The 12,850-nt window shown below is 65.4% G+C and carries 10 protein-coding genes, 1 pseudogene and 1 riboswitch; of the genes and pseudogenes, 7 read left to right on the top strand and 4 right to left on the bottom strand.

Translation table 11 applies throughout. The features are described from left to right. Positions 1-155: 155 nt before the first annotated feature. From F6Q13_RS15625 to F6Q13_RS15615, 3 genes are read right to left on the bottom strand one after another with little or no spacing between them, the layout of a single operon-like run. Positions 156-1,391: an IS110 family transposase gene (locus F6Q13_RS15625; RefSeq protein WP_293058325.1), complete on the bottom strand. Its 1,236-nt coding sequence runs from the start codon at positions 1,389-1,391 to the stop codon at positions 156-158. Positions 1,392-1,445: 54 nt separating this feature from the next. Next, positions 1,446-2,030, bottom strand: coding sequence for a histidine phosphatase family protein (locus F6Q13_RS15620; protein ID WP_293058322.1), 585 nt, complete (start codon positions 2,028-2,030; stop codon positions 1,446-1,448). Next, the gene (locus F6Q13_RS15615; protein WP_293058319.1) at positions 2,027-2,422 is read right to left on the bottom strand and encodes a universal stress protein; all 396 of its coding nucleotides are present in this window, start codon (positions 2,420-2,422) and stop codon (positions 2,027-2,029) included. The genes F6Q13_RS15620 and F6Q13_RS15615 overlap by 4 nt, the downstream gene beginning before the upstream one ends. Positions 2,423-2,552: 130 nt before the next feature. Next, positions 2,553-2,626, top strand: a riboswitch (Fluoride riboswitch). A gap of 101 nt (positions 2,627-2,727) precedes the next feature. Here F6Q13_RS15615 and F6Q13_RS15610 point away from each other — a divergent pair. Genes F6Q13_RS15610 through F6Q13_RS15585 form a run of 6 tightly spaced genes read left to right on the top strand, consistent with a single transcriptional unit; the run spans position 2,728 to position 10,220 of the window. Beyond that, positions 2,728-3,972 (top strand): NADH-quinone oxidoreductase subunit H, encoded by a 1,245-nt coding sequence (locus F6Q13_RS15610; protein WP_293058316.1) that lies wholly within the window; start codon positions 2,728-2,730, stop codon positions 3,970-3,972. Beyond that, on the top strand, positions 3,929-4,366 hold the full coding sequence (locus F6Q13_RS15605; RefSeq protein WP_293058313.1) for a hypothetical protein: 438 nt from the start codon (positions 3,929-3,931) through the stop codon (positions 4,364-4,366). The genes F6Q13_RS15610 and F6Q13_RS15605 overlap by 44 nt, the downstream gene beginning before the upstream one ends. Before the next feature lie 3 nt (positions 4,367-4,369). After that, positions 4,370-5,878, top strand: a complete 1,509-nt coding sequence (locus F6Q13_RS15600) for a proton-conducting transporter membrane subunit (protein WP_293058310.1) — start codon at positions 4,370-4,372, stop codon at positions 5,876-5,878. Positions 5,879-5,883: 5 nt separating this feature from the next. Next, a complete protein-coding gene (locus tag F6Q13_RS15595) occupies positions 5,884-7,395 on the top strand; it encodes an NADH-quinone oxidoreductase subunit C (RefSeq protein ID WP_293058308.1) in 1,512 nt (503 codons plus the stop codon). Continuing rightward, on the top strand, positions 7,396-8,193 hold the full coding sequence (locus F6Q13_RS15590; RefSeq protein WP_293058305.1) for a ferredoxin: 798 nt from the start codon (positions 7,396-7,398) through the stop codon (positions 8,191-8,193). Next, on the top strand, positions 8,190-10,220 hold the full coding sequence (locus F6Q13_RS15585; RefSeq protein WP_293058302.1) for a proton-conducting transporter membrane subunit: 2,031 nt from the start codon (positions 8,190-8,192) through the stop codon (positions 10,218-10,220). Before F6Q13_RS15590 ends, F6Q13_RS15585 begins: the two co-directional genes overlap by 4 nt. A 7-nt stretch (positions 10,221-10,227) precedes the next feature. Here the strand turns inward: F6Q13_RS15585 and eno are convergent, their stop codons facing one another. Beyond that, entirely contained in the window at positions 10,228-11,490 is a 1,263-nt protein-coding gene (gene eno, locus F6Q13_RS15580; RefSeq protein WP_293058299.1) for a phosphopyruvate hydratase, read from the bottom strand. Between the two features lie 256 nt (positions 11,491-11,746). Here eno and F6Q13_RS15575 point away from each other — a divergent pair. Further along, positions 11,747-12,850, top strand: a pseudogene (locus F6Q13_RS15575) (IS3 family transposase); the annotation flags it as partial.

Genomic DNA, 12,850 nt, shown 5'->3' with positions numbered 1-12,850 from the left:
CCCACGACCGTCCGCGACCACGACCTCCCCCGGCGGCGGCTTCGGCAGCTAAGCCCCGTCGGGCTGACACGAAAATAGAGGTGACCACAAGCCGGTGAGCGCAGTTAGGGGTGACCCGGCGGCGCTGTCGACGGGGTTCGTGAGCCCGTGTGTGGTTATGCGGTGTCAGCCAGGGGTTGCAGGGTGACCCGGTAGCCCAATGATTCGAGTTGTCCGATTGCACGCGCCTTGGTTTTGGCGGGCACACGGCGGGTGAAGTAGTCGGCACCGGGATCACGGTAGAACTCACCGTTGCGCAGCATGTTCCAGGCGGCGACGAGCATGGCGTGTTCGACGGCGACGAGGGCTTTCATCGGGCCGCGACGGGCGGCGATCCGCTTGTACTTCGCCGAGAAGTAGGTTCCCTTGGAACGGGACGCCGCCAGCGCCGCGATGCCCAGGGCGCCCTTGAGGTAGCGATTTCTGGGGCGGGTCTTAGTCGATTTCACCCGGCCGGCGGACTCGTTCTTGCCTGGTGCGGTGCCTGCCCAGGAGGCCAGATGCCCGGCCGTGGGGAACTCGCTCATCTCGGCGCCGGTTTCGGCCACGAACACCTCAGCGATGGTCGTCGAGATGCCCGGGATGCTGCACAGCAGCTCCCGGGCCGCCTGAAAAGGTTCCATCGCCTCGTCGATGCGGGTCGAGAGCCGTTCGATATCGGCGGTGTGGGCGTCGATCCGATCAAGAAACAGTCGGGCCATGAACGCGTGGTGCGCGCTGAAGTGTCCGTTGAGGGCCTCGGTCAGCGCCGGGATCTTCGACCGCAACCGACGTTTCGCCAGATCGGCGATCACCGCGGGATCGTCGCGTCCGTCGATGAGAGCCGCTAACATCAACCGCCCCGACACGCCGGTGATGTCGGTGGCCACCGAGGACAGTTTTATCCCGGCGTCTTCGAGCAGCTTCTCGAGGCGGTGGATCTCCCGGGTGCGCTCCTGGGTGATCACTGTGCGGGCGCGGGTCAGATCACGCAGCACCCGGATCGGCTCCGGCGGCACGAACGAGGCCCGCACCAGCCCATGGGCGCCCAGATCTGCAAGCCAGGCGGCATCGGACACATCGCTCTTGCGTCCGGGCACATTCTTAACGTCACGGGCATTGACCAGCATCACCTCGAAATGCTCTTCGAGCAGGTAGTAAAACGGTCGCCAATAATCGCTGGTGGCCTCCATCACCACACAGGTGATCTTCTGCTCGAGCAGGTGCTCGCGCAGGGCCAGGATCTGGTTGGTCACCGCACCCCACGTCGTCACCGTCGACGCGGTGCGCCTCTTGCCGACTCCCTGGACCCGCACACACACCTTCGCGTCACGCTTGGAGATCTCGATACCCGCGCACCGCGGATGCACCACAGTTTCGTTTCGCCGAAGTGATGTCTCGGCCCGGCAACGATTCACCGGCCGGGCTCAGTCGGGCTGATCCGCCTCGGCCTTCTGGTCGTAGACGTCTACCCGCCAGGTGCCGTCGACCAGGCTCAGCTGATTCCAGCAGGCGGTGCGTTGGCCGATCTGCTCCAGTGAGGGATCCAATTCCTTCAGCAGGGCTCGATTGAAGGCGTCGTGCGACACCAGGACGACGGGGCCTGGCGCCGATTCGGCCACCAGCTCGAAAAACGCCCGCCGGGCACGCTCGGCGACCGCGGTGAGCGGTTCGACGCCCGGTGCGGAATCGACGCTGCCATAACGTTGTTCGACCTCGTCGCGCTTCTCTCCGGTCACCGGCCCGTAGTCGCGGTCGGTGAGCCGGACATCGACGGTGACCGGAATGTGCGCTGCTGCTCCGATTGCCTCTGCGGTGGCGACCGCCCGCCGCAGCGGGCTGCTGATCACCGCCGTCGGCCCCTTGCCGGCGAGAGTGTCGGCAAGCCGGGCGACTTCGGCGACGCCGACGTCATCCAAGGGCGGGTCGCTCAATCCGCGCAGCCGCCCGTCGGCGTTGAGCGCGGTCTGGCCGTGCCGCGCAAGGTAGACGCGGGTGACGCTTGGCGTCATCGCGGGCCGCCACCGTATTCGGGGACCACCAGCACAGGACAGCGACTGTGGCGTAACACGTTTCGTGCGACGGAGCCGGCCACCAGATGCCCGAGGGTCGCCTCGACACCCTGCTCGGGCCGGCCCACCACGAGCATCATTGCCGAATGCTCGTCGGCAGCCTTGACCAATACCTTCGCCGGGTCACCGGTTATCCGGTGGTAGCTCCATTGCAGGTCCGGCCCGCCGAGAGCATCTGCCACGCGCTGACGTTCCAGTTCCGCTGGCGTATCCGGTCCGTCAACCACGTGGACGACGTGCACCGGCACGTTCAGGGCGCCGGCAAGTTCACCGGCGAATACCAGCGCAGCCCGGCTCGCGGGATGGGGATCATATCCGACGACGAGGGCCATGCGACCTCCTCACCGAAGGTTCGTAGCGAACCACCAGCCTGGCGGCAATGCGTCTGCGGTCAGCCTAGGCGATGCGTCGCCGACCGGCCACACCGGAATTCCGCTTGCGAACCGGAATTCGCGTTGGTTTACTGATGGCGGCGATGGTGCCCGCCGGGAAGTCCTACTCCGAACCGTCATCCGACTGATGGCGCCTGCGAAGCCTAAGGAGTCGCAGGTATCGTGGACCAGCCCCGGGACAGCAGCACCATCACATCGCACAACGATTTGCCGTCACCCGTGCGGTGGCCGGAGCCCGGTGATTGATGACAGCTCTGCCGCTGCCGTTGATCCAGGCATTGCAGGTGCTCACCGTGGCCGGTGGCGCTCCCGGCGTCAGCGGCTTCATCGCCTGGTTCGAGGCCCGGTTGCAGGGCCGTCGCGGGCCGCGGATCATGCAGCCGTACTTCGACTTGACCAAGCTGTTCGGCAAGGAGTCGCTGACGCCCAACGGCGCCGGCCCAATTTTCCGTCTCGCGCCGGTCGTGTCGTTCGCCTGCTACCTGACCGTCCCGATGCTGATCCCGGTGCTCACCGACTATCCGCTGCCCCTGGGATACATGGGGGACATCCTTGGTGGGGGACTGATTCTGGCGTTCGCCAGTTTCCTGGTGGCGGTCGGCGCGGCCGAAACCGGCGACTCCTATGCGCAATTAGCGTCCAGCCGTGCCAAGACATTCGCGGCGATCACCGAGCCCGTCATGCTGCTGGTGTTTTTCACCGTGGCGATGATCACGACCACAGACCTGCCCTACGCGTTAGCGGCTACGGTCCGAAGCGGCCCCGATCAGATCGTGCGGCCCGCACACCTGCTCGCCTCGGCGGCGCTGTTCATGGTGATCTTGTATGAAACCGGACGGATACCGGTCGAGACGCACACCGGCACCATCGAGCTCGGGATGATCGAAAGCGGCCGCGACTTCGAATATTCCGGACCTGACCTGGCCCTGCTGCACTGGGGGTCGGCGGCCAAACAGCTTGTGTTGTACGTCATCCTGCTCAACGTCTTCGTCGCTCCATGGGGGATGGCCGGGAGTGCCTCACCCCTCGAGGTTGGATTGGCTATCCCGGCAATTTTGGGCAAGGCGGCCTTGCTGGGATGCGTCATCGCCGTCATCGACAACAGTTACGCCAAGTTACGGCTCTTCAAAATCACCGAGTTCGTCTCAGCCGCGTTGCTGCTCGCGATCCTGGCGGTGTTCACGCTTTATCTCGGGGGGGCTGATGGCGCTTGCGGAGAACCAGTTTGTGCCCACCGTCTACGGCGGAGTCGCGAACTCCGTGGCGTTGATCGTGCTGTTGCTGGAGTTCGGCATGTTGCGTCAGTCGCTGCTGCGGGGGCAGATACGTCTGTACGCCACGCAGTCGCTGGCGGTCAGTGTGCTGGTTGCCGTCGTGGCGTTCCACCATCATGTCTCCGAGTTGTATGGCCTGGCTCTGCTGTCGTTTTTGCTCAAAGTGGTCGTTGTGCCGCTGCTGGTGTTCGGGCTGCTGCGGGAGGCCCCCGATGAGATCGCCGGAAGCGGTGTCGTCGGGGCGACAAGCGCTGTGCTGGTCGCGATTGGCATCGGCGCATTCGGGTTTTTCGCCGTCGGTGTGCTCGGCATCCACTCCGATGTGTTGCCCACTGCCGCACTGAGCCTGTCGATTGCCGTCGTGCTGGTTGCGTTCGTCTTGATGATCGTTCGCCAAGACGTCGTCAGCCAGGCGATCGGATTCTTCTCGCTGGAAAACGGCGCTTCGGTGGCCAGTATCGTGGTCGCCGCAGGCATGCCACTCATCCTCGAGGTGGCGTTTTTGTTCGATCTGCTGGTGGCCGTTGTGGTGTTCGGACTGTTGATGCGCACCCATCACCGACGGACACGGTCACTGTCCACCGCGATGCTTGACCGGCTCAGGGGATAACCGATGTCCGTGGTGATGGTGCTGCTTGTCGTGGTGCCGCTGCTGACCCTGCTGGTGTGTGCGGTTGCGCCGCATGGTGTCCGCGCCGCGGTGACTGCGTTGACCGGCATTGTTGCGTTCGTGCTGGCGGCGACTCTGGTGCCCGCGAGTGCCGATCACACGCTCACGGCGGTGCGCTACCTGCGTGCCGACGCGCTTTCCGTTGTCTTCTTGTTGGCAACCTGTTTTCTCTACGCGGTCGTCGGGATCTATTCGGTCGGCTACCTGCGCGACGAGGCCCGCGCCGTGCGGTTGGCAGCTGCCGAAGAGCAGGCGTTGTTCGCCCGCCACAGCACCCGGTTCTTTCTGGGCCTGAACACCTTTGCCTGGGCGCTGATCTGTGCGCCGCTGGTCAACGATCTAGCCCTGTTGTGGATCGCGATCGAGATCACCACCGTTGTCTCGGCGTTGCTGGTGGCGCTGGACAACACCGAGGGGGCAAACGAGGCGGCGTGGAAGTATGTGCTGATCGCGTCGTCGGGTCTCGGGATCGCTTTACTGGCCACCATCTTCACGTACTACTCGGGCGAGCGCGTCCTGGGTGACTCCTATGACCTGGCATTCCAACCGCTGATCGCCGCCGGCGGGCAGCTGCCGGCCACCCCGGTGCGTCTGGCGTTTGTCCTGGCGGTGGTGGGATTCGGCGCCAAGGTCGGCCTTTTTCCGGTGCATACCTGGCTGCCCGACGCTCACGCCGAAGCACCCACACCGGTATCGGCCCTTTTGTCGGGCTCGTTGTTGGCAGTGAGCTTTTATGCGATCCTGCGCTACTACCAAATCGCCGTCGCCACGTTGGGGCCGCGGTTCCCCCAGACCGTGTTGCTGGTATTCGGGGTGCTGTCGTTGTTGCTGGCCGCGTTGTATCTGCTCGAACAACGCGACATCAAGCGGCTGCTGGCCTATTCCAGCATCGAGCACATGGGCATCATCGCGATCGGCGTCAGCTTCGGCGCCCCGATCGCGTTGACCGGAGTGCTGCTGCATGTTCTGGCGCACGCCGCGGCGAAGGGTAACGCGTTCATGGGTGCCGGTGTGTTGGTGCGTAAGTTCGGCACCAAGGAGCTCGACCGGATGGCGCAGGGCATCCGGCTGCTGCCATGGTCGGGCCCCATGTTTTTGGTCGCGGTATTCGCCTTGTCGGCGATGCCGCCGTTCGGCCTGTTCCGCAGCGAGTTTCAGATCGTCTCGGGCGGCTTCGCCCAGGCCCGCAATGCGGCCACGGTCATCCTCGTCATCCTGGTGAACTTGGCTTTCATGGGCCTGGCCTGGGCGACGACACGGATTTTGTTCCAGCCGCAGCCGATGCTGCCGACCGACGACCAGCCGCCGTTGGGCCGCGGAGAACCCAGCCGCTGGATGGTGGCACCGGTTGTCCTCGGAGTTCTCGTCCTGCTTGTCCTGCTGGCACCCCCGGCCGAGCTGGTCGATCTGCTGAACGCAGGTGCCGCCGAGCTGATGGCGGGTGTGCCGTGAGTGGCGTGCCAGCCACGAACGTCGTGGACCTGTCGCTGGATGAGTGGCGCACCCAGGTCGTCGATCGGGTCGGGGCGGGTGAGCGGTTCGCGGGTCTATACGGCACGGATCGCGAGGATGCGGTCCAATTACACGCGTTGCTGGTTGGTGCTGACTCGGTCAGTTGCCTACGGACCGCGGTGGCAATGGACGTCGCCGGATCGCTGTCCTACCCAGCGCTGACGCCCGATGTGCCGGCCGCGTTTTGGTACGAACGCGTGCTGCACGACTTGTCGGGTGTGGTGCCGATCGGGCATCCGCGGCTGGATCCGCTGCTGCTGCCGCTCGAACCGGGACAACCCTCGCCGCGGCCCGGACATGCCGAGCAGGCCAAGCTGGATCGGCACGTCCACTCTCGCGCCTCCGAGCAGCGCGGACCCGTGGACGTCAGCGGTGGTGGAATCTTCACCCTGCCGCTCGGGCCGGTGCGCTCCGGAGTGTTCGAGTCGATCGAATTCCTGATCGAAACGCCGGGCGAGGACATCCCGCACCTGAACATCCGGCCCCACTACAAGCATCGCGGCATCGAAAAGCGGTTCGAGACGCTGGCAGTGGCAGACGGGATCCTGGTCGCCGAACGCGTGGAAGGCGTCGCCTCGATCGCTCATGCGCTTGCTTTCGCGCACGCCGTCGAGACGCTTGCCGATATCAGCCCACCGCCGCGCGCCCGAATGGTACGGGTCATCCACGCCGAACTGGAACGCATCGCCAACCACCTCGACGTGGTGATGCGACTCTGCGACGCTTCCGGGCTTGCCATTCCCACCGCCCGATTCGGCTGGCACAAAGAATCTGTGCTGCGGTTAGTTTCAGCATTGTGCGGCAACAGATTTGGCCGATCAGTCGTGTGTCCCGGCGGCATCAACGCCGAACCTCGATTGCGACCGGCGACGATATCCGAGCAAGCCGGCGCGATCCTGCACCGGATCCGCGTCGACCGGGATGCGTTGATGGTGGACGCCTCCTTCCTGGATCGGCTGCGGGGAACCGGACACCTCGACCCCGCGCTGGCCGCTGCGCATGGCGCGCTCGGCCCGGTGGGCCGCGGCTCGGGGTGCGATGACGATGCCCGGCGACGCGCCTATGACGGTTACACCGAGTTACCGCCGGTCGACGGGGCCGCAGTCGAGGAGCGTGGCGATGCACTGGCGCGACTGCGGGTGCGGTGGAGCGAAATCGACATCGCCGGCGATCTGATCGCTCGTGCCTGCGACCGAGTGGCGGCTTTATCCGATACGGCTATTAACACGCCGGTTCGCACTGTCGACGGTTTCGCCCTGGGTTGGTCGGAGTCACCGCAGGGGGAGGTGCTCTACGGTTTGGAGGTTCGCGGCGGGACGATCGTGCGGTGTTTTGCCCGCACCGCTTCCTTCCATAACATGCTGCTCTTCCACGACGTGTTCGGCGGCGACATCTTCACCGACTTTCCTTTCATCGAAGCGAGTTTCGGTTTGTGCTACGCAGGGGTGGCGATGTAGATGCCATGGGTGTTCAAGGGACTGCGCAACGGGGTGGTCACGACTCGCTGGCCGAGGGACGCAGACGGGTACTTCGACGAATTCCCCGCGGCGGTGCGGGTGACCCGTGGCACCCACTCGGCGGCGCATGACGACGTCGTCGCAGCGGCCGCGGCATGCCCCACCGACGCGATCTCGGTTGACCCGAAGGTCCGCCTGGATCGCGGACGTTGCATCGTGTGCGGGCGCTGTGTTCGCCTGCTCCCTGAACAGTTCGCGTGGGAACGAGGCTGCGCTACTGCCGAATTGACGCGGTCAGCCTTGGTGGTGGGCGAGGTTGAAGAAACCGACGAGGCGTTGGCGCAGGTGCGTGCGAGTTTGGCGCACCGGGTGCGACGGCTGCGGCGGTCGGTGCATCTGCGTCATGTTGACGCCGGGTCCAACGGCAGCGACGAGTGGGAGATCCAGGCGCTGACGAACCCGGTCTACGACATCCACCGGCTGGGTGTCTTCTTCACCGCCAGCCCGCGGCACGCCGACATCCTGCTGGTGACCGGTATCGGGGTGGCCGGAATGGCCGAGCCGTTGCGCCGCACTCTCGATGCGATGCCGGCGCCGACCATCGTGATCGCCGTCGGCACCGATGCCATCAGCGGCGGAGTCCTCGGCGGTGGCTATATCGGCGGTACCGGCGTCTCGGACCTGGTTCCCGTCGACGTCTGGGTGCCGGGCGCGCCGGCCTCCCCGTTCAGCGTGTTGCACGGGATCTTGTTGGCACTGGGCAAGGTTGCTGCCCGCGCAGCAGGAAACCCATCATGATCGTCGCCGGTCTTGGGCTTACCGCTGCGGCTTTGGTCATCGGCTGGTGTGCGGGAGTCATCCCGCGGGCACAAACACTGTTGAGCAGTTGCGCCTGGACCGCCAATATAGCTGCTGCGGTGGTATTCACGATCGCCGGCGGGTTCGGCCTGGCCGGTCGTTGCCAGCGGGTGGCGCTGGGTGGGCTGGCCGGCCTCGGCCCGGCCAGCCTGAGTGTGGACGCGCTGTCCGGGCTGTTCCTGATCATCTCGTTCGGGGTGGCTATTCCCGTTTTGGGCGCCGCGGCGGCGCCGGCCAACCTGAGCCGCCCGCGACTACCCGCCGCGGTCGCGATCGCACTGGCCGCTGTCGCGACGGTCGTCACCGCCGACAACTTCTTTGTGCTGCTCTTCGGCTGGGAGACGTTGACTGTCGCGTTCTATCTGCTGTCCGGCTACGACCGCGATCTGCCCGGCAGGGCCGGTGGCGCGGTGATGACGGTGGTGTTCGGCAAGGCCAGCGGTGGAGCACTGTTGCTGGGCGCGTTGCTGTTGGCGAGCCGTACCCATAGTTTTGTGTTCACCGCGCACGGGATGGATTCGCACAGCGCGGCCGGTCAGGCCGCCTACGCGTTGTTGCTGCTGGGATTCGGGATCAAGGTCGGCATCGTGCCCGCGCACATCTGGTTGCCCCGCGGTTATGCCGTCGCGCCCGGACCGTCTCGGGCGGTGATGGCCGGCGTGGCGGTCAATGTGGGGTTCTACGGATTGTGGCGGACATTGGACATCCTGGGCGCGCCGCCGGTGTGGTTGGCCTGTGTCGTGCTGATCATCGGGGGAGTCACGGCGATCCTGGGCATCGCCCATGCCGCGGTCAATCCCGATCTGGCCGCGCTGATCTCGTGGTCGAGCGTGGAGAACGCGGGTCTGATCACCGCGGGTTTCGGGGTAGCGCTGATGGGTGCGGTTGCGGGCGAACCGAAGTTGATGGCCGCCGGGCTGGTTGCCGGCACTGCCCAGGTGATGGCGCATGCACTGGGCAAGACGACGTTGTTCGCTGCCACCTCGACCATTGAACAGGCAACCGGCACCACCGATCTGGACCGGCTCGGCGGCGTAGCGCGTCGTCTGCCCTGGTCCGGAACCGCTCTGGTAATCGGGTCGCTGACCTTGGCGGGCCTGCCGTTGACCGCCGGTTTCGCCTCGGAGTGGTTCACGCTGGAATCCCTGATGCAGCAGTTTCGGGTGTCCTCACTGGCGCTGCAGCTGTCCACCGCGGCCAGCGGAGCATTGGTCGCTCTGACGATCGGTATCGCCGGCGTGACGTTCGTCCGCGTCGTCGCGCTCACCGCGTTCGGCCCGACCCGAATCGGCCAGCCGCCGATGGATTCCGACCGTGTCCGGGTGGACCGCCAGTGGCCGTATCGCCTCGGCGTGGCAGTGTTGGTGATCGGCTGCCTGGGAGTAGCAGCTTTCGCACCGCTGCAGGTGCGGCTGATCGGTAGCGGCCTGGCCCCGATCGTGGGGGATCAGTCGGCAGGAGCCAACGCCGCGCCGTGGGTGCTGCAGCCGGTGTTCGCCGGTTTCTCGGCGCTGTCACCGACCTGGTTGTGGGTCGTGCTGCCGGCGGTGGCGGCGGTCATCGCGATGTTCGCGGCGCTGTTCGCCGGGCGAAACCCATTCCGAACCCGTCGGGTGGTGCCATGGTCCTCGGCGTCCCCGGGCGTCGACCGCGGGGTCGGCTACACCTCATTCGCCTATGCGAATCCGGTCCGCAGGGTGCTTGCCACGGTGCTGTTAACCCATACCGAACTGGTTGATACGGCGGATCAACCCATCGGTCGCGGTATCGCGCAGATGGGGCTGACCTATCGTGTGGCCGTCGTCGACCTTGTCGAGCGATACTTTTACCGGCCGGCGGCCGCCGGCGTGCTGTCCATAGCGCGATCGGCGCGAAGGCTGCAGTCGGGCCGGCTGGATGTGTATATAGCATACATGCTCATTGCCGTGCTCGCCGTGCTCGCCGTCGTGATCGCCACATCGTCCTGACCGTCCGTCAGCGATCGGGCAGTCCGAACGACAGTCCCGCTGCGGTGGCAGCGATTTCGAGGAGGCGGTTGTACTTGGCGACGCGTTCTCCCCGGGCGGGCGCACCCGATTTAAGTTGACCGCACCCCGAGCTCACCGCAAGATCGGCGATGAACGTGTCGTCAGTCTCGCCGGAGCGGTGCGAAATCATGGTGGCGTAGCCTGATTCGCGACAGACCGCGAGCGCTGAGAGGGTTTCCGAGACGGTGCCGATCTGGTTGACCTTGATCAGGGCGGCGTTGGCGATGCCGGCGCGCACCGCGGAGGCGATCAGCTCGGGATTGGTGACGAAGTTGTCGTCGCCAACCAGCTGCACGCGATCACCGAGCTCTGCAGTCAGCTTTTGCCAGCCGGTACTGTCTTGCTCGCCCATGCCGTCCTCGATACTCCACACCGGGAATTTGTCGACGATGTTCGCGTAGCGGTCGATCAGCTCGTCGCTGCTCAGCGATTCACCGCCCACCAGGTAACGACCATCGCGGTGAAATCCACTGGCCGCAGGATCCAGCGCAATAGCGACACCGGTGCGGCCGAGAGCATAACCGGCGTCGGTGATGGCCTGGGTAAGCAGGGTCAAAACGTCTTCCGGGGAGTCGATTTCGGGTGCGAATCCGCCCTCGTCGCCCAGCCCGGTGGACAGCCCGCGGTCGGCCAGTGCCGACCTCAGTCTCCGGTACACCTCGGCGCCGGCACGCACCGCCTCCGGCAGCGACGGCGCACCGACGGGGGCGATCATGAACTCCTGAAAGTCGAGGTCATTCAGAGCATGGACACCACCGTTGACCACGTTGAAATGTGGAACCGGCAGCCGGGGAGTCACATCGGTCCGCGCCAGCCACTGCCACAACGGTTGCCGGCGCTCTCGCGCGAACGCCTGCGCCGCGGCCATCGATACGCCGACAATCGCGTTGGCGCCCAGGCGGGATTTGTCGGCGGTTCCGTCCAACTCTTGCAATGTCTGGTCGACCTGATCCAGCGAGCCAAACGAGTGACCGACGACAGCGTCGGCGATCGGACCGTTGACGTTGTCGACAGCTCGGCGCACACCCTGGCCGCCGTAGCGCTCGGGGTCCCCGTCGCGCAGCTCTACCGCCTCGCGGCTGCCGGTCGACGCTCCGGACGGTACTCCCGAACGCGCCGTTGTGCCGTCTGGAAGGGTTGCCCACACCGATAAAGTGGGCCGCCCGCGGGAGTCGAGAATCTCGATCGCGGATATCGACGACAAGCGCATCTGCGCTCCTCCCTTGGGGCAACACCGGTAGTTTTTGTGAGACATCCCATGAATTGGTTTGTCAAGCGGCATTTTGTTGAGTTGGGTCATTTTGTGGTTGACCTGCGTCTTTGGGTTGGGGCCATGCTGTTGCCTCGTCATAGTTGGTGCGGGTTTTGAGGCAGCCATGCAGGATGCCGACGAGACGGTTGGCGAGCTGGCGTAGTGAAGCCTCCCGGGTTTCGTGCACACCTTCTTTTGAGGGAAGGATGGCACGATGCCAACGAAGTACGACCAGGACACGAAGGCCAAGGCGGTCCGGCTGGTCCGGGAGCACCGCGACGAGTACGACACCGAGTGGGCGGCGATGCGGGCCATTTCCGCACGGCTGGGGATGAGCTTGAGCAAACCATCGAAATACTCAAGGCCGCAACAAGTTTCTTCGCGCGGGAGAGCGACCCGCGACACCGCTGATCTGTGAGTTCATCGCCGAGCATCGTGCTCGGTTCGGGGTCGCTCCGATCTGCCGCGTGCTGAGCGAGCACGGCTGCAAGATCGCCCCGAGAACCTTCTACGCCTGGCAGGCTCGCCCACCATCGAAACGCGCACTGTGGGACATGACGGTCACCGAGATCCTGGCCGGCTACTACGAGCCCGATGCCGAGGGTCGCCGCAAGCCCGAGTCGCTCTACGGCGCGGCCAAGATGTGGGCTCACCTGCAACGACAGGGCATCCCGGTGGCCAAATGCACCGTGGAGCGGCTGATGCGGGCCAACGGCTGGCAGGGGGTGCGGCGGGTCACAAAGGTCCGCACCACCGTCGCCGACCCCGCGGCGACACGGGCACCGGACCTGGTGGACCGCACCTTCGCCGTGGACGCCCCGAATCGGCTGCTGGTTGCCGATTTCACCTACGTTCGCCTGGTCATCGGGGTGTTTGATTATACCGCGTTCGTCGTCGACGCCTACGCCGGGCGGATCCTGGGCTGGGCGTGCTCGATGACCAAGCGCCCGTGGTTCGTCGAGTCGGCGATCCGCCAGGCCGCCGCGGTGCGGGCCCGGGAAGGCCGCCCGCTGGTGGGGTCGACGATCCATCACTCCGATGCCGGGTCGCAATACACCTCGGCGCACTGCGGGGAGGCGATCATGCTTGCCGGGATGAAGCCGTCGATCGGCACGGTCAGGGATGCTTACGATAATGCGTTGGCGGAGAAAATAATTGGGCTGTACAAGACTGAGAAGGTCCGGAAGGACTCGCCGTTCCGGGTCGGGCCGCTGCGCTCGGTGCATGATGTCGAGTACCTCACCGCCGACTGGGTTCACTGGTACAACACCAGCCGGCTTATGCACCGTCTCGGGCTGAAACCGCCCGTCGAATACGA

It is taken from the genome of Mycobacterium sp. (assembly GCF_008709575.1).
Classification (GTDB): domain Bacteria; phylum Actinomycetota; class Actinomycetes; order Mycobacteriales; family Mycobacteriaceae; genus Mycobacterium.
The sequence above is the reverse complement of the archived record's forward strand: the minus strand, read 5'-3'. Positions and strand labels throughout refer to the sequence as shown.